At 62.4% G+C, this 24,361-nt stretch carries 18 protein-coding genes; 6 read left to right on the top strand and 12 right to left on the bottom strand.

From position 1 onward, the window contains the following. The first annotated feature begins 10 nt into the window (after positions 1 to 10). Genes AC3RCM_RS04830 through AC3RCM_RS04820 form a run of 3 tightly spaced genes read left to right on the top strand, consistent with a single transcriptional unit; the run spans position 11 to position 2,726 of the window. Complete coding sequence (locus tag AC3RCM_RS04830; RefSeq protein WP_049586430.1) at positions 11 to 922, top strand: glycine betaine ABC transporter substrate-binding protein; 912 nt, start codon at positions 11 to 13, stop codon at positions 920 to 922. Then, positions 919 to 1,572 (top strand): ABC transporter permease, encoded by a 654-nt coding sequence (locus AC3RCM_RS04825; protein ID WP_492629400.1) that lies wholly within the window; start codon positions 919 to 921, stop codon positions 1,570 to 1,572. The genes AC3RCM_RS04830 and AC3RCM_RS04825 overlap by 4 nt, the downstream gene beginning before the upstream one ends. Continuing rightward, a complete protein-coding gene (locus AC3RCM_RS04820; protein ID WP_492629399.1) occupies positions 1,569 to 2,726 on the top strand; it encodes an osmoprotectant ABC transporter ATP-binding protein OsmV in 1,158 nt (385 codons plus the stop codon). The genes AC3RCM_RS04825 and AC3RCM_RS04820 overlap by 4 nt, the downstream gene beginning before the upstream one ends. A gap of 539 nt (positions 2,727 to 3,265) precedes the next feature. On the opposite strand, the gene AC3RCM_RS04815 is transcribed toward AC3RCM_RS04820, so the two are convergent. From AC3RCM_RS04815 to AC3RCM_RS04805, 3 genes are all read right to left on the bottom strand, one after another. Further along, complete coding sequence (locus AC3RCM_RS04815; RefSeq protein ID WP_492629398.1) at positions 3,266 to 5,695, bottom strand: TonB-dependent siderophore receptor; 2,430 nt, start codon at positions 5,693 to 5,695, stop codon at positions 3,266 to 3,268. 108 nt (positions 5,696 to 5,803) lie between these two features. Continuing rightward, positions 5,804 to 6,766: a FecR family protein gene (locus tag AC3RCM_RS04810; protein ID WP_064492417.1), complete on the bottom strand. Its 963-nt coding sequence runs from the start codon at positions 6,764 to 6,766 to the stop codon at positions 5,804 to 5,806. Between the two features lie 20 nt (positions 6,767 to 6,786). Further along, complete coding sequence (locus AC3RCM_RS04805; RefSeq protein WP_064492377.1) at positions 6,787 to 7,272, bottom strand: RNA polymerase sigma factor; 486 nt, start codon at positions 7,270 to 7,272, stop codon at positions 6,787 to 6,789. A 507-nt stretch (positions 7,273 to 7,779) separates the two neighbouring features. Between AC3RCM_RS04805 and AC3RCM_RS04800 the strand changes: the two genes are divergently transcribed. Then, on the top strand, positions 7,780 to 8,943 hold the full coding sequence (locus AC3RCM_RS04800; RefSeq protein ID WP_003248498.1) for a type III PLP-dependent enzyme: 1,164 nt from the start codon (positions 7,780 to 7,782) through the stop codon (positions 8,941 to 8,943). 183 nt (positions 8,944 to 9,126) lie between these two features. On the opposite strand, the gene AC3RCM_RS04795 is transcribed toward AC3RCM_RS04800, so the two are convergent. Further along, positions 9,127 to 9,876, bottom strand: coding sequence for a tetratricopeptide repeat protein (locus tag AC3RCM_RS04795; protein ID WP_409320043.1), 750 nt, complete (start codon positions 9,874 to 9,876; stop codon positions 9,127 to 9,129). A 3-nt stretch (positions 9,877 to 9,879) separates the two neighbouring features. Beyond that, the gene (locus AC3RCM_RS04790; RefSeq protein ID WP_003248502.1) at positions 9,880 to 10,560 is read right to left on the bottom strand and encodes a Fe2+-dependent dioxygenase; all 681 of its coding nucleotides are present in this window, start codon (positions 10,558 to 10,560) and stop codon (positions 9,880 to 9,882) included. A gap of 221 nt (positions 10,561 to 10,781) precedes the next feature. On the opposite strand from AC3RCM_RS04790, the gene AC3RCM_RS04785 reads away from it, so the two are divergent. After that, positions 10,782 to 13,064, top strand: a complete 2,283-nt coding sequence (locus AC3RCM_RS04785; RefSeq protein WP_409322226.1) for a TonB-dependent receptor — start codon at positions 10,782 to 10,784, stop codon at positions 13,062 to 13,064. A 253-nt stretch (positions 13,065 to 13,317) separates the two neighbouring features. Further along, positions 13,318 to 15,870 (top strand): PepSY domain-containing protein, encoded by a 2,553-nt coding sequence (locus AC3RCM_RS04780; RefSeq protein WP_492629397.1) that lies wholly within the window; start codon positions 13,318 to 13,320, stop codon positions 15,868 to 15,870. A 581-nt stretch (positions 15,871 to 16,451) separates the two neighbouring features. On the opposite strand, the gene AC3RCM_RS04775 is transcribed toward AC3RCM_RS04780, so the two are convergent. From AC3RCM_RS04775 to ispG, 7 genes are all read right to left on the bottom strand, one after another. Beyond that, entirely contained in the window at positions 16,452 to 17,243 is a 792-nt protein-coding gene (locus tag AC3RCM_RS04775; RefSeq protein ID WP_492629396.1) for an amidohydrolase, read from the bottom strand. Continuing rightward, positions 17,231 to 18,379: a pyridoxal phosphate-dependent aminotransferase gene (locus AC3RCM_RS04770; RefSeq protein ID WP_064492815.1), complete on the bottom strand. Its 1,149-nt coding sequence runs from the start codon at positions 18,377 to 18,379 to the stop codon at positions 17,231 to 17,233. Before AC3RCM_RS04770 ends, AC3RCM_RS04775 begins: the two co-directional genes overlap by 13 nt. Positions 18,380 to 18,530: 151 nt before the next feature. Then, positions 18,531 to 19,994, bottom strand: coding sequence for a ribosome biogenesis GTPase Der (der, locus tag AC3RCM_RS04765; RefSeq protein ID WP_010952071.1), 1,464 nt, complete (start codon positions 19,992 to 19,994; stop codon positions 18,531 to 18,533). A 116-nt stretch (positions 19,995 to 20,110) separates the two neighbouring features. After that, positions 20,111 to 21,253, bottom strand: coding sequence for an outer membrane protein assembly factor BamB (bamB, locus tag AC3RCM_RS04760; RefSeq protein WP_003248513.1), 1,143 nt, complete (start codon positions 21,251 to 21,253; stop codon positions 20,111 to 20,113). Next, the gene (locus AC3RCM_RS04755) at positions 21,254 to 21,895 is read right to left on the bottom strand and encodes a tetratricopeptide repeat protein (RefSeq protein ID WP_064492816.1); all 642 of its coding nucleotides are present in this window, start codon (positions 21,893 to 21,895) and stop codon (positions 21,254 to 21,256) included. A gap of 39 nt (positions 21,896 to 21,934) precedes the next feature. Continuing rightward, the gene (gene hisS, locus AC3RCM_RS04750) at positions 21,935 to 23,224 is read right to left on the bottom strand and encodes a histidine--tRNA ligase (protein ID WP_003248516.1); all 1,290 of its coding nucleotides are present in this window, start codon (positions 23,222 to 23,224) and stop codon (positions 21,935 to 21,937) included. A gap of 25 nt (positions 23,225 to 23,249) precedes the next feature. Next, a complete protein-coding gene (ispG, locus tag AC3RCM_RS04745) occupies positions 23,250 to 24,359 on the bottom strand; it encodes a flavodoxin-dependent (E)-4-hydroxy-3-methylbut-2-enyl-diphosphate synthase (protein WP_010952070.1) in 1,110 nt (369 codons plus the stop codon). Between the last annotated feature and the right edge of the window lie 2 nt (positions 24,360 to 24,361).

Below are 24,361 nucleotides of genomic sequence, written 5' to 3'. Positions count from 1 at the left end.
TAGGAAACGCATGAAGAAGAGAATCGCCTTGCTGCTGGGCGCGGCCCTGCTGTTCGCAGGATTTGCCCAGGCAGCGGAAAAACCGCTGATCCGCATCGGCGCGCGGGTGTTCACCGAACAGACCGTGCTCGCCGAAATCACCGCGCAGTACCTGCGCGCCAATGGCTTCGATGTGCGTGTCATCGGCGGGCTTGGCAGCAGCCTCGCACGTCAGGCCCAGGAAACCGGCCAGCTCGACCTGATGTGGGAATACACCGGGGTGTCGCTGGTGTCCTACAACCACATCGATGAGCGTATGCCCAGCGCCGAGGCCACCTACGCCAAGGTCAAGGAGCTGGATGCCAAAAAAGACCTGATCTGGCTGACCCCGTCGAAATTCAGCAACACCTATGCCCTCGGCTTGCCAAAGCAGGTCGCGGAGGCCTACCCGCAGATCAACTCGATCAGCGACCTTAACCAGGTGCTGCGCGACGAGCGCAAGCGTAATCACCTGGTGGCCCTGGACACCGAGTTCGCCAACCGCCCCGACGGCCTGGTCGGGCTCAAGGAAATGTACGACCTGCAGGTCGGCCGCGCCAATATCCGCCAGATGGACGCGGGCCTGGTCTACACGGCCATGCACAACAACCAGGTGTTCGCAGGCCTGGTCTACACCACCGACGGTCGCCTGAGCGCGTTCAACCTCAAGCTGCTCGAAGACGACAAGCACTACTTCCCCGACTACACCGCCGCCCCGGTGGTGCGCAAGGCCGTGCTCGACGCCAACCCGCAACTGGTCGCCCTGCTCAAGCCACTGGCCGAGCAGCTCGATGACGAGACCATGCGCCAGCTCAATGCCAAGGTCGACGTAGACCACCAGAACCCGACCGCTGTGGCCGCGGCATTCCTGCGAGAGCATCCCCTCAAGGAGGTACAGCCATGAGCCTGCTCGACACGTTCGCCCACCTCGACTGGGCCCAGGTGCTGCAACTGACCTGGCAGCACATCATGCTGGTTGGCATCGCCGTCGGCCTGGCGATCCTCGTTGGCGTGCCGCTGGGCATCCTGATGACCCGCTTCCCGGCAGTGGCCGGCCCGCTGCAGGCCAGCGCCACAGTGCTGCTGACCATCCCATCGATTGCGTTGTTCGGCCTGCTGCTGCCGTTCTACTCCAAGTTCGGCCAGGGGCTGGGCCCCTTGCCTGCGATCACTGCCGTGTTTCTTTATTCGCTGCTGCCAATCATGCGCAACACCTACCTGGCCCTGACCAATGTCGAGCCCGGTATCCGTGAAGCCGCGCGTGGCATTGGCACGACCTTCGGCCAGCGCCTGCGCATGGTCGAGCTGCCCATCGCCGTACCGGTGATCCTCGCCGGCGTTCGCACCGCCGTGGTGATGAACATCGGCGTCATGACCATTGCCGCCACCATCGGCGCCGGCGGCCTCGGCGTGCTGATTCTGACTTCCATCAGCCGCAGCGACATGTCGATGCTGCTGGTCGGCGCCGTACTGGTCAGCCTGCTGGCGATCATCGCCGACCTGCTGCTGCAAACCCTGCAACGTGCCCTGACTCCAGAAGGACTGCGCTCATGATCGAACTGAAGAACCTCAGCAAAACCTTCAACGTCAACGGCAAGGACGTCAAAGCCGTCGACTCGGTAAGCCTCACCGTCAATGAAGGGGAAATCTGCGTGTTCCTCGGCCCGTCGGGCTGCGGCAAGAGCACCACGCTGAAAATGATCAACCGCCTGATCACGCCCACCTCGGGCCAGGTGTTCATCAACGGCGAAGACACCACCGGCCTGGACGAAGTTACCCTGCGCCGGCACATCGGCTATGTGATCCAGCAGATCGGTCTGTTCCCCAACATGACCATCGAGGAGAACATTACCGTGGTCCCGCGCCTGCTTGGCTGGGACAAGCAGAAATGCCACGAGCGGGCTCGCGAGCTGATGCGCATGATCAAGCTCGAACCCAAGCAGTACCTGCAACGCTACCCGCGCGAGCTATCTGGCGGCCAGCAACAGCGTATCGGCGTGATTCGCGCCCTGGCAGCAGATGCACCCGTGCTGTTGATGGATGAACCGTTCGGCGCGGTCGACCCGATCAACCGCGAGATGATCCAGAACGAGTTCTTCGAAATGCAGCGGGCGCTGAACAAGACGGTGATCATGGTCAGCCACGACATCGACGAAGCGATCAAACTGGGCGACAAGATTGCCATCTTCCGTGCCGGCAAGCTGTTGCAGCTGGATCACCCGGATACCCTACTGGCGCACCCGGCGGATGATTTCGTCAGCAACTTTGTGGGCCAGGACAGCACCCTCAAACGCCTGTTGCTGGTGCGTGCCGAGGATGCAGCGGACAACGCGCCGTCGGTGAGCCCGGAAACACCAGTGAGCGACGCACTGGAGCTGCTCGATGAGCACGACCGCCGCTACGTGGTGGTGACCGACGCGCAGAACAAGGCGCTGGGCTATGTGCGCCGACGTGACATGCACCGCCAGCAAGGGACGTGTGGCGATTTCCTGCGGCCGTTCAATGCCACGGCGTCGCACGATGAGCATTTGCGCATCCTGTTGTCGCGCATGTACGAGTTCAACCGCGCGTGGTTGCCAGTGTTGGATGCCGAGCAGGTGTTCTTGGGCGAGGTGACGCAGGAGTCGATTGCCGCGTACCTGAGCTCGGGGAGATCGCGGGGGGCGAAGAGCAGTATCGTTTCGCCGGCCGAGGCGGTGGTTTCGTAATCGCCGGGGGCGCTTTGCGCCCCTTCGCGGGTAAACCCGCTCCTACAACGGCCTGTGTTCAATCCCCGATGTATGTCCACAACCGATCAATGTGTAGGAGCGGGTTTACCCGCGAATACGGTGGTGGCGGCAACGGTGAACGACGGGTGAAGATTGGCCAGCAGGCCCGGCCCTTTCGCGGATGAACCCGCTCCTACGACGGCCTGCGCCCAATCACCGATGTGTGTCCACCACCGATCAATGTGTAGGAGCGGGTTTACCCGCGAATACGGTGGTGGCGGCAACGGTGAACGACGGGTGAAGATTGGCCAGCAGTCCCGGCCCTTTCGCGGGTGAACCCGCTCCTACGACGGCCTGCGCCCAATCACCGATGTGTCCACCATCGATCAATGTGTAGGAGCGGGTTTACCCGCGAATACGGCAGCGGAGGCAACGGTGAACGACTGGTGAAAATTGGCCAGCAGGCCCGGCCCTTTCGCGGGTAAACCCGCTCCTACAAGAGCGAGCGAAGGGCCGCAAAGCGGCCCCGGCAATCTCGATCAAAACCCAACACTGGCCTGCACGTAGAAGGTTCGCGGCTCACCCACGTAAAGGCCGGCATTGTTGTCACTGGAGCGGGTGAAGTACTGCTTGTCGAACAGGTTCTTCACCCCCGCCGCCAGCTTCAGGTTGGACAGTTCAGGCCCGAATTCGTACCCACCGCGGGCATGCCAGGTCACATAACCCGGAATATCGCCATACTGCCCGTCAGCACTCGGCTCGGTGATGTAGTCGCCATTGAAACTGCCATCGGCATTGATCCCGGTACCGGGTGCGCGCTGCCTGGATTGGGCATAGGCATCCAGGTTCCAGGTCCAGCGGTTGACCGCGTAACGCACCCCGGCAGTGGCCACCTGGCGTGAATAGAACGGCAGGTCTCGGCCCTTGAACCCCGGGATATCCCCTTCATAGGTCGCGCGGGTATAGGTGTAGCCACCGCTCACCGACAGCCCGTCCAGGCGCGGGTCCAGCCCTGCCAGGTCATAACGCACCGAAGCCTCGATGCCCTGGTGCTTGGTCGCACCGAGGTTGGTCCAGCCCACGTCGTTGCTGATGTACTGCAGCTCATCATCGAAGTCGATGTAGAACGCCGTCAGCTCACCGGCAAAGCCGCCATTGTCATAACGGGTACCGATTTCGTAGGTCTTGGCTTTTTCCGGCTCCAGGCCATTGGCCGTACTGTTGCCAGAACCGCCCTGGCCCAGCTGGAAGTACTGCAGGCTACCGAACGAAGTCTCGTAGTTGGCGAATACCTTCCAGGCATCGGAAACGTGGTACATCACGCTCAGCGCCGGCAAAGGCTCGTTGCTGGTGATGCTGCGCTTTTTCTCGGCTACCGGGCGGTTGTTGGCGTCCAGTACCGGGCGGTCGCGCCAGTCGGTATTGATGTGCTCGAAGCGCACGCCAGGGGTAATGGTCCAGTTGCCCACGTCGATCTTGTCGTCGATGTAGTAGGCGCTGGCCTCGGTGCCGCCGCTGCGGTCCTGGAACACGTGGCCGTCGGAAGTCGGGGTCACCGTCGGCACGTTGTCGATCAGCGCCAGGCGAGTCGACTGTTCGCGCATCGCTTCCTTCAGGTAACGGTAACCGACACTGACTTCCTGGGTGGTTGGGCCGGCAAAGAAGATGCGCGACACACGGGGTTCGATGGCAAAGGTGTGGTAGTTGCGCGGGTACGACGACAACGTCTTCATGTCCCGCGAGGCTATTGTGCTGCCGCGGAAGCTGTCGGTGTAGTAGGTCAGCACTTCGAACTGGGTGGCATCGTCGAGCTGCCGCTGCCATTTGAACGACACATCCTTGCGCCGGCCAGCGAAGTAGTCGTAATCACGCAGCGACTGGTACGGGTTGCTGTCGTATTGGGCCTGGGTCAAGCCACCCGGCATGTCGGCACGGCCATCGTAATAATGGAAGTTGAGCCAGAACTCATCGACATCGGTTGGCGCCCAATGCGTCTTGAGGATAACGTCGTCGATGTCGTTGCCGTTGTTGCTTTCACGGTAACCGTTGCCATTCACCCCGGTGTACAACAGCGCCACGCCGATGCCATTGTCGGCCGTGCCACCGACGAAGGCTGACTCGGTGTGTTTCCAGCCACCGTGCTGGGAGGTCTCCAGGGTGGTGGACAGCTCTGCCGAGGCCTTTTGCGGAATAGCCCGGGTTACAAAGTTGATCACGCCGCCCACGTTCTGCGGGCCATAGCGCACCGAGCCGGCACCGCGCACGACGTCGATGCTGTCGAGGTTGCCAGAGGAAATCGGTGCCATCGACAGCTGTGGCTGGCCATACGGCGCGAACGCGGCCGGGATGCCATCGATCAGTACCGTGGAGCGTGGTGACAGGCGCGAAGTAAGGCCGCGCACGCCCACGTTCAGCGACAGGTCGCTGCCACCGGTTCCGTTGGAGTCCTGCACTTGCACGCCGGGGATGCCGCGCAGCACGTCGCGCACGTTCATTGCGCCCTTCTCCACCATCGCCTCGCGGCGTACCACGGTGCGTGCCCCGGGGTGGTTCTGTACCACGCTCTGCTGGGCATCACCCAGCCAGTCACCGACCACCTTGATGTCGGTGGGTGCCAGCTCCAGGCTGCCGCTGCCCAGGTCAAGGGTAGTCGGCAGAGGCTTCACCACAACGGTGTCCCCGGACATCTCGTAGGTGAGCCCGCTGCCTTGCAACAGCTGTTGCAGCGCCTGCACCGGCGCCAGGTTGCCCGATACCGCCGGGGCCTGTTTGCCGGCGACCAGCTCGGGGCTGAAAAACAGCTGCAGGCTGGTCTGCTGGCCGAGCTGGTTCAGCGCCGAACCCAACGGCTGGGCCTGGATCTGGAGGGTATTGCCGGCCTCTGCGGCCTGGCTGTCAACGGCCACGGCGCTGACCGCCAGGGCCAGCGCCAGGGCGCAAAAGCGTGGGAAGGGTTTGTTGTTGTTCACGTCGTCGAAACATCCTGGAATGCGGAATAAACGCCAACCGCGTGCAAATGGAAATGCTTGGCAGTTGCAGCTGGCGAGGAAGACGAACGAGTGAAAAAAAACCTGAATCTAGTTGGCGATTATTTCGCTGGAGCCGTCTTCATGGGCCTTGATGGCCACCGGCAGGATGCTCGGCAAAGCCCGCAGCAGAGCGTCTGTATCGTTGGTACTGAAGGTGCCGGACAGGCGCAGCCGCGCGACTTTCCCAGGGGCGACCCGCAATGGCTGGCTACGGTAGCGCAAGGTTTCGGCCACTACTTCGGTGAGGGTTGCGTTGTCGAACACCAGCTTGCCCTGTCGCCATGCGGTCATGGCGCCGGTGTTGACCGCATAGGGTGCGGCGACCAGGCCCTGTGCATCTATATGCGACCCCTGCCCGGCCGTCAGTTGCGCCAGCGAGGCGCCCTTGCCCTGCACCCGCACCGACCCCTGTTCCACCGCCACACGGGTGCTGGCTGGGTCCAGGCGGACGTCAAAGCGGGTACCTGTGACGATCACACTGCCCTGGGCAGTGTCGACCACAAACGGCCGGTTACTGTCATGGGCGACGCTGAACATCACTTCCCCGGCGTTCAGGCGCACGTGCCGCTGGCCGGCGCTGAACTCCACCTGCAACTGCGTGCTGCCATTGAGCTCCAGATGCGAGCCATCCGGCAGTTCGACCTGACGGCGCTCATTGAAGGCCGTCTGCAGGCTGCCCTGATGGTTCAGTTGCAGGTGGTGCCAGCCGGTCCAGCCCAGGCCCAGCGCCACTACCGCGACACTGGCGGCCAACGCCTGGCGCATGAAACGCCGTCGTGGCAGCTGCTGCACCGGGTCTGGCCGGCACAGCGCCTCCAGGTGCTGGCGTGGAATGAAGTCGGCGGCCTGCCACACGCGGCAGAGATGCTCATATTCTTCCCGGTGATGCTCGTCGCTCGCCAACCAGGCACGCAACTGCTTGTGCAGCCCGGCATCCCGAGGTGCATCCTGCACGCGGGCGAACCATGCGGCCGCCTGCTCGCGGACGGCATCGGTACCGTGCTGTTTCATCGAAAAGGCCTCCTGACTCTTCATGCCGACACATCCAGGTGCTCACGCAGGTGCCGGAGCGTGCGGATCATATACTTTTCGACCATGTTCTTGCTCAAACCCATGCGCTCGGCAATCTCGGCCTGGGTCAGGCCTTCGAGCTTCTGCCAGATGAACACCTGCCGGCAGTTGAGTGGCAGCTCGGCCAGGGCGCGCTCGACGCGGTCGGCCAGCTCCAGGGCATGCACGTAGGCTTCCGGGTCGCCACTGCCGGTTGCGCCTTCTTCGAAGGCTTCCCGCTCCAGCGCCTGGCGGCGGTCCTCGCGACGGAAGCCATCCACAGCGATGTTGCGCGCAGCCTGATGCAGGTAGGCGCGTGGCTGCTCAACCTGCTCGCGCGGGGTTTCCAGTACCCGGACAAAGGCATCGTGGGTGAGGTCCTCGGCCTGCTGACGACTGCGCAGCTTGCGCGTCCAGGTGCCGATCAGCTCATGGTAGTGGTCGAGGAAGCCTTTGTGTCCGGACACGGTCGGGGGTCATCAGGGAGGCAGATAAGGGTGCGAATAGTAATGTTTCTCATCAAAAGCAGCAAATCCGCCAGTCGGTAACAAAAAATTTATGGGCGATTTCCTGTACGGGGGTACCAGGAAAATGTGGCCATAAATATGAACACCTCCGGCCCTTTCGCGGGCAAGCCCGCCCCCACATGGAACGCGTATCCCCTGTAGGAGCGGGCTTGCCCGCGAAGGGCCCAACACGCTCCATTCCACAATTTTTTACGCTTGAAAGATCGCAGGGAACATCAGCCGGTCACACGAGTCGGTTATTCAAATGGCTGGTCGTCGATCCACGTCGATCACGCCCGGATTGCCTGTTGATTCTGCATTCTTCACGCCCTAAAGTGCGCGCCGAACGTCCATGCTGGAAACGATCCATCCGGCTCAAGTACTGAGTAGGCGAACCAAAGTGGGGATACGGAGGACGTTCAGTTTGCAGCCACTTAATCTTTCAGTTTGCCCATGGAGTCCCTGAGCATGTCGATCCAGGTCGAAGACTATTTCGCGCGTGAAACCTTCCAGAAAATGAAGGCGTTCGCTGACAAGCAGGAAACCCCGTTCGTACTCATCGACACCCAGATGATCAGCCAGGCGTACGACGACCTGCGCGCCGGTTTCGAATTCGCCAAGGTCTACTACGCGGTCAAGGCCAACCCGGCCGTTGAAATCATCGACCTGCTCAAAGAGAAAGGTTCGAGCTTCGACATCGCCTCGATCTACGAGCTGGACAAAGTGATGGGCCGCGGTGTCAGCGCCGACCGCATCAGCTACGGCAACACCATCAAGAAGTCCAAGGACATCCGCTACTTCTACGAGAAGGGCGTGCGCCTGTATGCCACCGACTCGGAAGCCGACCTGCGCAACATCGCCAAGGCCGCACCGGGCTCGAAAGTGTATGTGCGTATTCTGACTGAAGGCTCCACCACTGCCGACTGGCCACTGTCCCGCAAGTTCGGCTGCCAGACCGACATGGCCATGGACCTGCTGATCCTCGCCCGCGACCTGGGCCTGGTGCCTTATGGCATCTCCTTCCACGTGGGCTCGCAGCAACGCGACATCAGCGTGTGGGACGCCGCCATCGCTAAGGTCAAGGTAATCTTCGAACGTCTGAAAGAAGAAGACGGCATCGAACTGAAGCTGATCAACATGGGTGGTGGCTTCCCGGCCAACTACATCACCCGTACCAACAGCCTGGAAACCTACGCCGAAGAAATCATCCGCTTCCTCAAGGAAGACTTCGGTGACGAACTGCCGGAAATCATCCTCGAGCCCGGCCGTTCGCTGATCGCCAACGCCGGCATCCTGGTCAGCGAAGTGGTGCTGGTCGCACGCAAGTCGCGTACCGCCGTCGAGCGCTGGATCTACACCGACGTGGGCAAGTTCTCCGGCCTGATCGAAACCATGGACGAAGCCATCAAGTTCCCGATCTGGACCGAGAAGAAAGGCGAAGCCGAGGAAGTGGTCATCGCCGGCCCGACCTGCGACAGCGCCGACATCATGTACGAGAACTACAAGTACGGGCTGCCGCTGAACCTGGCCATCGGTGACCGCCTGTACTGGCTGTCGACCGGCGCCTACACCACCAGCTACAGCGCAGTGGAATTCAACGGTTTCCCGCCGCTGAAGGCATACTACCTGTAATGCACGACGGGGCCGAAAGGCCCCGTTTTCATGTGCGTGCTGTCGATGCTGGCCTCTTTGCGGGTAAACCGTACAACGCCCTGCGCCCAACCACCGATGCGTGTGTAGGAGCGGGTTTACCCGCGAATACGGCGGCGGTGGCAACGGTGAACGGCCAGTGGAAATTGGCCAGCACAGTCAACCTCACTCACCACGCCGTTCGATCTCCTCGGCATAGCGCCCGGCAAAGGTCATGAGCGCCGGCCCCGCCTCCTGCAAGGTCACCAGCGCCGCACGCAGGAAATTCATGTTCCCCGCAACCCGGGCCTGCTCCAGCCACTGCCCTGCCTCGGCCAACTGCCCACGCTCGACCAGCACCAGCGCCAGGCTGAACATCCCACGAAAATCCCCCGCCTCGGCCGAACGCCGATACCAGCGCACCGCCCGCGCCGGGCTGGGCGCCGTGGCAATGCCCTGCTCCAGGTAACGCCCATACAGGTTCATCGACTTGGCATGCCCCAGCTGCGCAGCCTTCTCGTAGCACATCAGTGCCTGCGCCTGATTGGCCGGCACCCCACGCCCGGTCGCCAGAAGGTTGCCCAGGTTATACAGGCCCCAGTCCAACCCGGAGTCGGCCGCACGGGCGTAGTGAACGGCCGCCTGCACCAAACTCACCTCGCCGCCCCAGCCATGCTCCAGGCAACGCCCGAGCATGTTGTGCGCCATGGCACTGCCACTCTGTGCAGCGATACCGAACCAACGCCGGGCAACCGTGGCATCCTGCTGGATGCCACGCCCATCCAGCAGGATCTGCCCCAGCAGCAACTGCGCCTCGACCACGCCCTGCCCCGCTGCCGCCAGAATCGCCTGGGCGGCCTTGCCGGGGGTTTCCTCGAGCATGGCCTGCAAGCCGGCCACATCCACCACTTCCTCACGTCGCAGCAGGTAGGACACGGCTCAGACCTCAGCCCAGCGGCGCAGCAAATTATGGTAGGTGCCCGTCAGCTGCAACAGCGAAGGATGGTCCGGCACATCGGCAGTCAGCTGCTGGATTGCATTGTCCATCTCGAACAGCAGCGCCCGCTGGCTGTCATCGCGCACCAGGCTCTGGGTCCAGAAGAATGCGGCATAGCGTTGGCCACGGGTCACCGGGTTGACCTTGTGCAGGCTTGTGCCGGGGTACAGCACCATGTCACCGGCGGCCAGCTTGATCTGCTGCACGCCATAGGTGTCCTGGATCACCAGCTCACCGCCGTCGTAGCTTTCCGGGTCGCTGAGGAACAGCGTGGAAGACAGGTCGGTACGCACCCGCTCCGGGCTGCCCTTGGGCTGGCGCAGGGCATTGTCGATGTGGAAACCAAAGTTGCCGCCATCGCGGTAGCAGTTGATCAGCGGCGGGAACACCTTGTGCGGCAAGGCTGCCGACATGAAGCGCGGGGTCTTCCACAGGCGGTCGATCAGCGCAGTGCCGATTTCCTTGGCCAGTGCATGGCCTTCCGGCAGCTGCAGGTTGTGCTTGGCCTTGGCCGACTGATAACCCGCCGTAACCTTGCCATCGGCCCAGTCGGCCCGCTCCAGCGCCTCGCGGATACGGGCCAGTTCATCAGCGTCGAACAGGCCTGGGATGTGAAGCAGCATGGCAACAGCACCGTTAGTAAATGTAAAGGCGCAATGATATTGATTCCCTTTTGCGCTACACAAGCCCCATTCGCCGCTTAAGACGTTTCAGCGGCATGAAACCGTAAAGACAAATTGTAAAGATTGTAAATTCTTCACGAATGGTAACGACTCTCAATTGTTAGTCAAAATTGCTTACATTAAGATCCACCGCCTCAATACCTTGGGGAAGGTTCTTTGCAATGCGCCAGTACGTACCATCTGCTGTGAGTTCGCCACGCCTGATCGTGTCTGCCATCGGTGTCGCCCTGAGTGCCTCGTCGGTCTATGCCGCCGATCCGGCCGCCAACAGCGCCATCACCCTCGATGCCACCAGCGTCAACGGCAAGGCTGAACAAGCCAGCACCGATTACAAGGTGGAGAAGGCCGCCTCGCAGAAGTACACCGCGCCGCTGGTAGACACCCCGCGCTCGGTAACCGTTATCCCGCAGCAAGTGATCAAGGACACCAACGCCCTGACCCTGCAGGATGCCCTGCGCACCGTGCCCGGCATTACTTTCGGCGCTGGCGAAGGCGGCAACCCGCAAGGTGACCGCCCGTTCATCCGCGGCTTCGACGCCCAGGGCGATACTTACCTGGACGGCGTGCGTGACACTGGCGCCCAAACCCGCGAAATCTTCGCCATCGAATCTGTTGAAGTGGCCAAGGGGCCGAACTCGGCCATCGGTGGCCGCGGCGCGGCCGGCGGTACCATCAATCTGGTAAGCAAGCGCGCGCATCTGGGCAACTCGCTGGACGGTGCCTGGACCTGGGGCAGCGACCAGACCCAGCGCTACACCTTCGATGGCAACTACCAGTTCAGCGATACCGTTGCCGGCCGCCTGAACCTGATGACCCACGAAAGCAACGTCGCCGGCCGCGACAAGGTCAACTACGACCGCTGGGGTATCGCCCCGTCGCTGGCCTTTGGCCTGGGCACGCCGACCCGCGTCAACCTTGACTACTACCACCTGGAAAGCGACGACCTGCCGGATTCGGGTATCCCTTACAGCATCCCCGTTACTGGCAGCGCCGCCCGTACTTCGGCGCACCCGAGCAAGCCGATCGATGGCGGTGACAGCGACAACTTCTACGGCTTGACCGGTCGCGACTTCCGCAAGAGCCGCGTGGACATCGCCACTTTCGCCATCGAGCACGACCTGACCGACTCGCTGACCATCAAGAACACCCTGCGTCACGGCAACAGCATGCAAGACTACGTGCTGACCCAGCCGGATGACAGTGCCGGCAACGTGAACAACAACGGTGTATGGCGTCGTGCCAACACCCGCGTGGGTAACACCGCCACCACCACCAACCAGACCGACCTGTTCGGCGAGTTCTTCGTCGGCGGTTTCAAAAACAACTTCTCGACCGGTATCGAACTCACCAAGGAAGAATCCGACCGCCAGAGCTACACCGTCACGCCAAACAGCAAGCTCACCTGCACCGGGCCTGGCAATGGTGGTAGCTGCACCTCACTGAGCGACCCTAACCCGGACGACACTTGGGACGGCACTGTCTCGCGCAACTACGCCGGTACCAAGACCAGCGGCAAGACCCGAGCGATCTATGTCTTCGACACATTGGAGCTCACACCCCAATGGCTGCTGAACATGGGCCTGCGTTACGACCATTTCGATACCAAGTTCCGCACCTACGACGCCAGCGGCGCAACCGTCTTGAACAAGAACGGTGTACCCACCAAAGGTCGCGACAAAAGTGAATTCTTCACGGGCCAGCTGGGTCTGGTGTGGAAGCCAGCCGAGAACGGTAGCATCTATATTTCCTACGCCACCTCGGCGACACCGCCAGGCGCAATGCTCGGCGAAGGTACCGAGACCAACTCACTGCCAGGTACAACCGACCGCAGCGGCAATATTCTGGGCAGCGACCTGGAACCGGAAGAAACCACCAACTACGAAATCGGTACCAAGTGGGACTTACTGGACGAACGCTTGTCGCTGGCAGCGGCGCTTTTCCGCACTGAAAAGGAAAACGCCCGCGTCCAGGTGGACACCACTACCTACGAGAACGTCGGCGAAACTCGCGTGCAGGGTATCGAGCTGTCCGCCAGTGGCAAGCTGACCGACAAGTGGCAGGTATTCGCCGGCTACACCTACATGCAAGCTCGCCAGATCGACGGCGGCCCGATGGGCAAGGCCAACGACGGCAACCAGCTGCCGAACACGCCAAACAACAGCGCCAGCCTGTGGACCACGTACTCGATCACGCCAAAGCTGACCGTGGGCGGTGGTGCGTTCTACGTGGATGACGTGTACGGCAACGTGGCCAACACCACCATGGTCGACAGTTACGTACGCTACGACGCCATGGCCGCCTACAAGCTGACCAAGAACGTCGACCTGCAACTGAACGTGCAGAACCTGACCAACGAGGTGTACTACGACAAGGCCTTCTCCACCCACTTCGCCAACCAGGCGGCCGGGCGGACGGCACTGCTGACCACCAGCGTCCACTTCTGATGTCGGGATTGGGTTGATCCGCTAGAAGGGCTGCTCCTGTGGCGGCCTCTTCGCGGGCTTGCCCGCTCCCACAAGTCCACCACAACCTTCAAACCCTGTGGTGTACCTGTGGGAGCGGGCAAGCCCGCGAAGAGGCCGGTACAAGCTTCCACCAAAAGAAGCCCACCCCCGCCCCGTTCATTGAGCGGGGCTTTTGCGTATCAAGGCATAATGCACGCCGCGCAGTCTGCGGCAGCAACACAAGGTGATCAATGTGGTGAAGAAGACGCTGTTCCAATTGCACTGGTTCTTTGGCATCACCGCTGGCCTGGTGCTGGCCTTGATGGGCATTACCGGGGCGCTGTACTCGTTCCAGGAAGAACTGCTGCGCGCATTCAATGCCGATGTACTCAAGGTAGAAGTACGCACCGAAGGCGTGCTACCGCCGGCCGAGCTGGTTAAGCGGGTCGAAGCCCAGCAACACGACAAAGTCTCGATGCTGTGGGTCGACGTGCGCGAAGGCAACGCTGCACGGATCTTCTTCATGCCCGCACCGGGCGAACGCCGTGGCGAGCTGCGCTATGCCGACCCGTACACCGGCGAACTCAAGGGCGAAGCGGCCGGGCAAGGCTTCTTCAACCTCATGCTCAAGCTGCACCGCTTCCTCGCCATGGGCGATACTGGCCGGCAAATCACCGGGGCCTGCACCCTGATGCTGGTGTTCTTCTGCCTGTCCGGCCTTTACCTGCGCTGGCCGCGTAAAGCGCTGGACTGGCGCACCTGGCTGACCTTCGACTGGGCCAAGAAAGGCCGCGCCTTCAACTGGGACCTGCACGCCGTTGCCGGCACCTGGTGCCTGCTGTTCTATCTTCTGTTCGCCCTGACCGGGCTGTTCTGGTCCTATGAGTGGTACCGTGAAGGCCTGAACAAGCTGCTGGCCGACGCGCCGGCTGCGGGCCAGCAGCAAAAACGGGGTGAAGGCCGTGGCCGGCACGGGCCGCAGAACGTCGACAGGAATGCGCCGCCGCTGGTGGTGGACTACGACGCCATCTGGGCCAACCTCAAGGACGCCGCGGGCCCAGGCCTGTCCACCTACAACCTGCGCCTGCCGCCCGCTGGTGGTCAGCCGGCCAACCTGTTCTACCTGCTCGACAACGCTGCGCACCCGCGTGCCTTCAATACCCTGGTGCTGGACCCGGCCACTGGCCAGGTTAAAAAGCACGACCGCTACACCGACAAGTCCTTCAAGGCGCAGCTACTGCAGAGTGTTTACGCCTTGCACGTCGGCGAATACTTCGGCTTGCCGGGGCGCATCATCGTCACCATTGCCAGTCTCACCATGCCGTTGTTCTTCGTCACCGGCTGGCTGCTGTACCTCGACCGCCGCCGCAAGAAACGTCAGGTGCGTGCAGCCCGTGGCAACGTCGCCAACAGCGGCAATGGCGAGGGCTGGCTGATCGGCTTTGCCAGCCAGAGTGGCTTTGCCGAACAGTTGGCCTGGCAGAGCGCCGAGCAGCTGCAGGCAGCTGGCCAGCCCGTTCAGGTGCGCGCCCTTGCCGAGCTGGGTGAAAACGACTTGCGCCAGGCCCATCGCGCGCTCTTCGTGGTGAGTACCTTCGGCGACGGCGAAGCGCCCGACAGCGCTCGCGCCTTCGAGCGCAAGGTGCTCGGCCAGCCTTGGGCACTCAACAACCTCAACTATGCCCTGCTTGCCCTCGGTGATCGTCAGTACCCGCACTTCTGCGGTTTCGCTCGTCGCCTCCAGGCGTGGCTGGGAGAGCGCGGTGCCAGCAGTGCATTCAGCCCGGTGGAAGTGGACAACGCCGACCAGGCCGCCCTGCAGCAATGGCAGCAGGAGCTGGCGCAACTGACCGGTGTCCAGCCGGTGGCCGCCTGGCAGCCGCCAACCTTTGCCAACTGGTCGCTGGTGCGCCGCGAACTGCTCAACCCCGGCAGCCAAGGCCAACCGGTGTACCTGCTTGGCCTGCTGGCTGCAGAGCCTGCAAGCTGGGAAGCCGGCGATCTGGTAGAGATACTGCCGCTGAATGGGCAGCCACGGATCGACGCGTTCCTCAAGGGCATGGCACTGGACGCCAGCAGCCAGGTGCAGGTGAATGGCCTGAGCGAAACCCTTGCCCAGGCACTCGCTGGCCGCCAACTGCCGACGCGCCGCGACCACCTGATCGGCTTGCAGCCACAAGCGCTGGTCGATGCACTGGCGCCAATCGGCAGCCGCGAATACTCCATCGCCTCGATCGCCAGCGATGGTGTGCTGGAGCTGATCGTGCGCCAGGAACGCCACCCAGACGGCAGCCTTGGCTTGGGCTCTGGCTGGCTGACCGAATACCTGCCAATGAATGGCACCCTGAGCCTGCGCCTGCGGCGTAACAGTGGCTTCCATCTGCCTGAGGCTACTGCGCCGATGATCCTGATCGGCAACGGCACTGGCCTGGCGGGCCTTCGCAGCCTGTTGCGCGCCAGGGTCAATGCCGGTGAGCAGCGCAACTGGCTGCTGTTCGGTGAGCGTAACCGGGCGCATGACTTGCTGTGTGGCGATGAGCTGCACGCTTGGCTGGACAACGGCGACCTGGCACGGCTGGACCTGGCGTTCTCACGCGATCAGGCTGAGAAGGTGTATGTGCAGGACGTGATGCTGGAGCAGGCCGAGGACTTCAAGCGCTGGGTGGCCGACGGGGCTTGCGTGTATGTCTGCGGCAGCCTGCAAGGCATGGCAGCGGGGGTGGATGCGGCGCTCAAAGGCATGCTGGGTGAAGCTGCTGTACAGCAGTTGATCGAGGATGGGCGATATCGGCGAGATGTGTATTGACCGGTGTGTAGGAGCGGGTTTACCCGCGAATACGGTGGCGGCGGCAACGGTGAACGGCCGGTGGAAATTGGCCAGCAGGGCTGGCCTCTTCGCGGGTGAACCCGCTCCTACGGCGGCCTTTCCCCAACCACCGATACGTGTGTAGGAGCGGGTTTACCCGCGAATACGGTGGCGGTGGCAACGGTGAACGGCGGGTGGAAATTGGCCAGCAGGGCTGGCCTCTTCGCGGGTAAACCCGCTCCTACGACGGCCTTCCCCAACCACCGATACGTGTGTAGGCGCGGGTTTACCCGCGAATACGGTGGCGGTGGCAACGGTGAGCGGCGGATGGAAATTGGCCAGCAGGGCCGGCCCTTTCGCGGGTGAACCCGCTCCTACAACGGCCTGGGACCAACCGCCGATGCGTGTGTAGGCGCGGGTTTACCCGCAAATACGGTGGCGGCGGCAACGGTGAACGGCGGATGGAAATTGGTCAGCAGGGCCGGCCCTTTCGCGGGTGAACCCGCTCCTACAACGGCCTGTGACCAACCGCCGATGCGTGTGTAGGAGCGGGTTTACCCGCGAAAGGGCCGGGCCTGCTGTCAGTGCAGCTCGAAGGTATCGGCATCCAGATTGACCGGGAACTTGGCCCGGTACGCCGCCAGTTCCGCCGCGCTCAGTACTGCAGTGAACACACCGTCCGCCTCCCCGGCACTGAGCAGGCTCTCGCCCTGGAAATCCAGCACCTGGCTGTCACCAGAGTAAGCAAAGCCTTTACCGTCCGTGCCCACCCGGTTCACCGCCGCCACATAGCACAGGTTCTCGATCCCCCGCGCCGGTAGCAGGCGGTTCCAGTGCTGGCGACGCGCGGCCGGCCAGTTGGCGGTGTACAGCAGTAGGTCAGTGTCCTGGGCGTCACGGCTCCAAACCGGGAAGCGCAGGTCGTAGCAGATCAGCGGGCGAATGCGCCAGCCCTTGAGCTCGAACTGCACCTGCCGCTCGCCTGGGGTGTAATGTTTGTGCTCACCGGCCATGCGGAACAGGTGGCGCTTGTCGTAGTGCAGAATCTCGCCGTCCGGCCGCGCCCACAACAGGCGGTTGCGGTGGCTGCCATCGGCGGCCTGGATGATCACACTGCCGGTAATCACCGCGTTGTGCTTCTTGGCCTGTGCCTTCAACCATTTGTAGGTCGGACCGTTCTCCGGCTCGCACAGGCTCTCCGATTGCATCGAAAAACCGGTGGTAAACATTTCCGGCAGGATTACCAGGTCAACCTCGCCCACCTGCTCCAGCAGCACCTCGAAGTGCGCGTAGTTGGCCTCACGGTCGTGCCAGGCCAAGGTGGTTTGCACCAGGGCGACTTTCAGGTTCGGCAGTGTACTCAGATCGCGCATAGTCTTTCCGCTGCCTGACGCAGCGTCTCCTCTCGTTTGGCAAAGCACAGGCGTACCAGGCGTTGCTCGGGGATGGGTTGCTGGTAGAACACCGATACCGGGATGGTCGCCACGCCGTGCTCACGCGTCAGCCACAGCGACATGTCGACATCGTTCAGGTCCGGACGGATTTGCGAATAGTCCACCAGCTGGAAATAAGTGCCCGTCGTGCGGGTAAAGTTGAAACGCGAGCCGTCCAGCAAACCGCAGAACAGGTCGCGCTTGGCCTGGTAAAAGGCCGGCAACTCATCAATATGCTCGGGGTGCCCGGCCATGAAGTCGGCCAAGGCACACTGCAGCGGCGTCACGCCACAGAAGTTGACGTACTGGTGCACTTTGCGCAGCTCGGCGCTCAAGGCTGGCGGTGCGATCACGTAACCGGTCTTCCAGCCGGTAACGTGGTACGTCTTGCCGAAGGAACTGACCACGAAGGCACGTGAGTACAACTGCTCATGGGCCAGCACACTGGCGTGGCGTACGCCGTCGTAGACCAGGTGCTCGTACACTTCATCGCTGACCAGGTAGATATCGCGGTCGGCAATAAGTGCGGCCAACTGGTCGAGGTCCTCGCGGGTGATCAACGCGCCGCTGGGGTTGTGTGGCGAGTTGAGGATGACCACGCGCGTGCGCGGGCTCAAGGCATCACTGAATTTCTGCCAGTCGATACGGAAGTCGCCGTCGCTCAACTGCACATGCACACAGCGACCACCGGCCAGCTCCACGGACGGCTCGTAACTGTCGTAGCAGGGGTCGAAGACGATCACTTCATCACCGGCATGCACCACCGCCTGGATGGCACAGAAAATAGCCTCGGTGGCGCCGGGGGTGATAGTCACTTCCTGATCGGCATCCACCCTTGCCCCATACAACCGCTCGACCTTGGCCGCCACCTGCTGGCGCAGGGCCGGCAGGCCGGTCATGGGCGAATACTGGTTATGCCCGGCAGCCACGTGCCGGCCCACTGCATCGAGCAGGGCCTGCGGGCCATTGAAGTCAGGAAAGCCCTGGGACAGGTTGAGCGCGCCAGTCTGCACGGCGAGCTGGGACATGGTGGTGAAGATGGTCGTGCCGACATTCGGCAGTTTGCTGCGGATCATGGAGCCCTCTTTCCTGGGGTATATCCGGCACGGGGTGGAGTCCGAGCATAGCGGATCGAGCGGTCAGGAAAAAGGTTGAAACAATAGGGGGATTGCTCTGGATCAAAGGGCGTCTGTGGGGGCAGCCTTGCCCGCCCCCACATGGCGCTGCTTAGCGTTTGTCGCGACGCTTCTTCTCGGCCTTCTTGTGGTGCGACATCAGGCGGCGCTTCTTGTTGACCTGGCGATCGGTAAGGGTGTTCTTCTTACCCTCGTACGGGTTCTCACCCCCCTTGTACTCGATACGGATCGGCGTACCGACCAGCTTGAGCACCCGGCGATAGGTGTTTTCCAGGTAACGCGAGTACGACTTGGGAATGCTGTCGGTCTGGTTGCCGTGGATCACGATCAGTGGCGGGTTGGCACCGCCGAGGTGGGCATAGCGCAGCTTGATGCGGCGACCGTTGACCATCGGCGGCTGGTGCTCGCTCACGGCATCTTCGAGGATCTGCGTCAGGCGGCTGGTCGGCCAGCGGGTGACCGCGGACTGGAACGCAGCCTGTACCGACTTGTACAAGTTGCCCACGCCCGTGCCATGCAGCGCGGAAATGAAGTGGATGTCGGCAAAGTCGACGAAGAACAGCCGGCGCTCCAGCTCGGTCTTCACGTAGGCGCGCTCACCCGGCTCCATGCCATCCCACTTGTTCAGGGCAATGACGATGGCGCGACCGGCTTCAAGGGCGAAGCCCAGCAGGTTCAGGTCATGGTCGACCACACCTTCGCGGGCATCCATGACGAAGATGACGACGTTGGCATCCTTGATCGCCTGCAGCGTCTTCACCACCGAGAACTTCTCGACTTCCTCGTGGATCTTGCCACGCTTGCGCACACCGGCGGTGTCGATGAAGGTGTACTTCTCGCCATCGCGCTCGAACGGGATGTAGATACTGTCACGGGTGGTGCCCGGCTCGTCGTAGACCACCACACGCTCTTCGCCGAGCATGCGGTTGACCAGCGTAGACTTGCCAACGTTCGGGCGGCCGATGATGGCGATCTTGATGCCATCCTTCTCGCTTGGGCCAGGAATGCGCACGGCTTCCTCACCTTCAGCGACGTCCTGCTCGAGGGCTTCTTCTTCGGCATCACGCGGCAGGTGACCGAGCACGGCCTCCATCAAGGCGTTGATACCACGGCCCTGGGAGCCCGCCACCGGAATGGCGTTACCCATGCCCATTGGCGAGAATTCGGCGCGGGCAACGTCGGGGTCGATGTTGTCGATCTTGTTGGCAACCAGGATCGCCGCCTTGTTCCGCTTGCGCAGGTGCTCGGCGATCATCTGGTCTGCTGCAGTCATGCCCGCACGGGCATCAACCAGGAACAGCACATAGTCGGCTTCTTCAATGGCCATGAGCGACTGCTCGGCCATTTTCTCGTCCATGCCCACTTCGTCACCGGTGATACCACCGGTGTCGATCAGGATGAAGGAACGACCCTGCCAGCTGGCATCACCATACTGGCGGTCACGGGTCAGGCCCGACAGGTCACCGACGATGGCATCGCGGGTCTTGGTCAGGCGGTTGAACATGGTGGATTTGCCGACGTTCGGGCGGCCCACCAGGGCAATTACGGGAACCATCGGCTCTCCACTCTCGAATTCTTGAAAATGCAAAGGCCGCTGCAAGGCAGCGGCCGGAGTTTGGGCGGCGTGTCCTACGCCGCGGCTTGAAGCCCGCCAAGGCTTCAAGCATAGCTTCAGCGGATGGTCAGTGCCTCGAGCTTGCCGCTGTTGCCGAAGACATAGATGGTGTCGCCGACCACAAGTGGGCGGGCGCGCAGGCCATCGCTGTCGATACGCTCACGGCCGACGAAGCGGCCATCCACCTGGCTCAGCAGGTGCAGGTAACCTTCAAAGTCACCCACAGCCACGTAGCTGCTGAACACTTCAGGGGCGGTCAACTGGCGGCGAGCCATGCTGTCGTTGCTCCACAGGGCACTGGAAGAGCGCTCATCCACACCTTCCACGGTACCCGAGGCTTCGCTGACGTAGACGTTACCGAAGCCCTGAGCGACACCCACATAGCTGGAAGCATCGCGCTGCCACAGCTCGCGGCCGCTTTCCAGGTCCAGGCCCGCTACACGGCCCTGGTAGGTGCTGACGTACAGGGTACCACCAGACAGCAACAAGCCGCCGTCGATATCAACCACACGGTCCAGCTCGGAACGGCCCTTCGGGATGGCCACGCGGCTTTCCCACACGGGCACACCGTTGTTGATGTCAACCGCGACCACTTTGCCGGTGGACAGGCCGGCAACAGCCAGGCGGTTGGTGGCGATCGGCGCACCGGTGCCACGCAGCGTCAGCACGGCCGGCGAGTTTTCGTAGATCCAACGGCGGTCGCCAGTGGCGGCATCCAGGCCGATCAGGCGGTCGTCCTGGGTCTGCACCACCACCACGTCACCGTTGTTGGCAGGTGGGGCCAGCACTTCGCTGGTCACGCGCGAGCGCCAACGCTCCTCACCGGTGCTGGAGTCCAGGGCAATGACTTCACCCTTGAGGGTACCGAGCATGACCAGGCCATAGCCTACGCCAACTGCACCGGAAACCTGCAGCTCCAGGTCCTTCTTCCACACCACGTCGCCGGTGATGCGGTCGAGGGCGAAGACTTCGCCGTTGACGTCGGAAGCGTAGATACGGTCGTTCTCGATGGCCGGTACCAGGGTGTTGTAGGTTTCACCCTGGCCGTCACCGATCGAACGGCTCCACTGCTTCTTCAGCACCACTTCCTCGGTGAACTTGGTCAGCTCGGCCGGGGGCAGTTCCTTCTTGCTGTTGCTGCTGCAACCTGCGGCCAGTACGGCCAGGGTCAGCACTGCTGCATGTTTCCAACCGATCACTTACGCGTCCCCTTTAGCCAGGTCATCCAGCTTCAATTGCAGGCCACCGACCGCCGCGTCATCGGACAGCGCAGCCTTGGCTTTTTCGTAAGCGCTGTGCGCGTCGTTGGTGCGACCCAGCTGCACCAGCAGGTCACCCTTCAACTCTTCACGGCTGGCCAGGAAGGCTTTGTCGGCGTCGCCGTCGAGCAGCTTGAGCGCATCCTCGGCCTTGTTCTGGGCTGCCAGTACGCGCGCCAGACGCTGACGCGAAATCTCGCCCAAGGTAACGTCGGCCGGTTTGTCCAGCACGCTTTTCAGCTCGGCTGCGGCGTCATCGAGCTTGCCGCTGTCGACCGCGACCTTGGCCACGAACAGGCTGCCGTACTGGGCGTAAGCGGTGCCGCCAAACTCGCTCTTGAGCTTGCCGGCCAGTTCCGCGACCTTGGTGGCGTCCGGCTGGCCGGTCGGTGTCAGGCTTGTTTCAATCAGCGCCTGATACAACTGCGAGGCACCTTGCGACTGGTTGGTCTGGTACTTGTGCCAGGTATTCCAGCCCAACACCACCACGCCAGCCAGCAGTGCACCGGTCAGCAGCGGCTTGCCGTTGCGGTTCCACCAGTCCTTGACGCCTGCCAGGTCATCATCATCGGTACTCGACACCCCAATACTCCTTTTCGCCTATTCGCTTGTTGAACCGCGTTACGCCTGCGCGATCGCGGTTTCCAGGTGCTCTGCAAGAGCATCCCAGGCAATGTTCTGTTGTTCACCCTGGCCACGCAGGGGCTTCAAGCCGATTTCTTGCTTGGCCAGCTCGTCGTCGCCGAGGATCAGGGCGAACAGTGCACCGCTCTTGTCGGCTTTCTTGAACTGGCTCTTGAAGCTGCCACCACCGGCGTTGACTGCCAGGCGCAGGCCCGGCAAGCGGTCGCGCAGGCCTTCGGACAGGCGCAGGCCAGCCAGCTCCGCCTGTTCGCCAAAGGCGCACAGGTAAACGTCGATCTGGCGGCTGATGGACTCCGGCACCTTGCCCAGGGTTTCCAACAGCAGGATCAGGCGCTCGATGCCCATGGCGAAACCAACGCCAGTGGTCGGCTTGCCACCCATCTGTTCGACCAGGCCGTCGTAACGGCCACCCGCGCACACCGTGCCCTGGGCACCGAGCTTGTCGGTTACCCACTCGAACACGGTCTTGCTGTAGTAGTCCAGGCCGCGTACCAGCTTGGTGTTGATCACGAACGGAATACCGGCAGCGTCCAGGCGGGCCTTGAGGCCTTCGAAGTGCACACGCGACTCTTCGTCCAGGTAGTCTTCCAGCTTCGGCGCCCCAACCAGCACCGCCTGGGTGTTCTGGTCCTTGCTGTCGAGGATGCGCAGCGGGTTGCTCTTCAGGCGGCGCTGGCTGTCTTCGTCCAGTTGCTCCAGGCGCGCGGAGAGGAACTCGACCAGCGCGTCACGGTAACGTGCGCGGGCTTCACTGGTGCCCAGGCTGTTGAGCTCCAGCTTGACCGCGTCCTGGATGCCCAGCAGGCCCCACAGGCGCCAGGTCAGCATGATCAGCTCGGCATCGATGTCCGGGCCGTCCAGGTTGAACACTTCCACGCCAATCTGGTGGAACTGGCGGTAGCGGCCCTTCTGTGGGCGCTCGTGGCGGAACATCTGGCCGATGTACCACAGCTTCTGCACCTGACCGTTGCCGGTGATGCCGTGCTCGAGCACCGCTCGCACGCAGGCCGCAGTGCCTTCAGGGCGCAGGGTCAGCGAATCGCCGTTGCGGTCCTCGAAGGTGTACATCTCTTTTTCGACGATGTCGGTCACTTCACCGATCGAGCGCTTGAACAGCTCGGTGAACTCGACGATCGGCGTGCGGATCTGGCTGTACCCGTAGGTGTCCAGCAGCCCGGCCACTGTGCCTTCGAAGTAGCGCCACAGCGGCGACTGTTCTGGCAGGATGTCGTTCATGCCACGGATGGCTTGCAGCGATTTGCTCACGAAAAGTCCTTACGAATTCTGTGTGTCAGCCACGAGCGATCAACGCCGCGTCGGCCTCGGCCTTTTCGGCCGCTTTCTGGCGGATGAGTTTTTCAAGCTCATCGACCAGGTTGTCATTGGTCAGCTTCTGCGCCGGCTTGCCGTCGATGTAGATCAGGTTCGGCGTACCGCCGGTCAGGCCTACATGGGCTTCCTTGGCTTCACCCGGGCCGTTGACCACGCAACCGATCACCGCTACATCCAGCGGCACCAGCAGGTCTTCCAGACGCCCTTCCAGCTCGTTCATGGTCTTGACCACATCGAAGTTCTGCCGCGAGCAGCTCGGGCAGGCGATGAAGTTGATGCCACGCGAACGCAGATGCAGCGACTTGAGGATGTCGTAGCCGACTTTCACTTCTTCGACCGGGTCGGCCGCCAGCGAGATGCGGATGGTATCGCCAATACCTTCGGCCAGCAGCATACCGAGGCCGACGGCGGACTTCACGGTGCCCGAACGCAGGCCACCGGCTTCAGTGATGCCCAGGTGCAGCGGTTGCACGATCTGCTTGGCCAGCAGACGGTAGGCTTCGACAGCCATGAACACGTCCGAGGCCTTGACGCTGACCTTGAAGTCCTGGAAATCCAGGCGATCGAGATGCTCGACGTGGCGCAGGGCCGACTCGACCAGTGCGGCCGGGGTCGGTTCGCCGTACTTCTTCTGCAGGTCTTTTTCCAGCGAACCGGCGTTGACCCCGATACGAATCGGAATGCCGCGGTCGCGGGCGGCATCGACCACCGCGCGCACGCGGTCTTCACGGCCGATGTTGCCCGGGTTGATCCGCAGGCAATCAACGCCCAGTTCGGCAACACGCAGGGCGATCTTGTAGTCGAAATGGATGTCGGCGACCAGCGGCACGCTGACCCGTTGCTTGATCTTGCCAAACGCTTCGGCCGCGTCCATGTCCGGCACCGAGACCCGCACGATGTCCACGCCGGCGTCGACCAGACGCTGGATTTGCGCCACGGTAGCAGCGACATCGTTGGTGTCGGTGTTGGTCATGCTCTGCACCGCGATGGGCGCATCACCACCCACCGGCACATTGCCAACCCAGATTTTGCGGGATTCGCGACGTTTGATCGGAGATTCGCCGTGCATGA

It is taken from the genome of Pseudomonas sp. GW823-FHT05G12 (assembly GCF_058795575.1).
Note: the sequence above shows the minus strand (reverse complement) of the source record. Positions and strands in the feature narration are given on the sequence as shown.

Bases quoted from the DNA above. Each gene is read 5' to 3' on its own strand.
- ispG (WP_010952070.1), bottom strand. From the start codon at position 24,359: ATGCACGGCGAATCTCCGATCAAACGTCGCGAATCCCGCAAAATCTGG.
- der (WP_010952071.1), bottom strand. From the start codon at position 19,994: ATGGTTCCCGTAATTGCCCTGGTGGGCCGCCCGAACGTCGGCAAATCC.
- AC3RCM_RS04785 (WP_409322226.1), top strand. From the start codon at position 10,782: ATGCGCCAGTACGTACCATCTGCTGTGAGTTCGCCACGCCTGATCGTG.
- AC3RCM_RS04810 (WP_064492417.1), bottom strand. From the start codon at position 6,766: ATGAAACAGCACGGTACCGATGCCGTCCGCGAGCAGGCGGCCGCATGG.
- AC3RCM_RS04790 (WP_003248502.1), bottom strand. From the start codon at position 10,560: ATGCTGCTTCACATCCCAGGCCTGTTCGACGCTGATGAACTGGCCCGT.
- AC3RCM_RS04775 (WP_492629396.1), bottom strand. From the start codon at position 17,243: ATGCGCGATCTGAGTACACTGCCGAACCTGAAAGTCGCCCTGGTGCAA.
- AC3RCM_RS04820 (WP_492629399.1), top strand. From the start codon at position 1,569: ATGATCGAACTGAAGAACCTCAGCAAAACCTTCAACGTCAACGGCAAG.
- AC3RCM_RS04800 (WP_003248498.1), top strand. From the start codon at position 7,780: ATGTCGATCCAGGTCGAAGACTATTTCGCGCGTGAAACCTTCCAGAAA.
- AC3RCM_RS04830 (WP_049586430.1), top strand. From the start codon at position 11: ATGAAGAAGAGAATCGCCTTGCTGCTGGGCGCGGCCCTGCTGTTCGCA.
- AC3RCM_RS04770 (WP_064492815.1), bottom strand. From the start codon at position 18,379: ATGATCCGCAGCAAACTGCCGAATGTCGGCACGACCATCTTCACCACC.
- AC3RCM_RS04825 (WP_492629400.1), top strand. From the start codon at position 919: ATGAGCCTGCTCGACACGTTCGCCCACCTCGACTGGGCCCAGGTGCTG.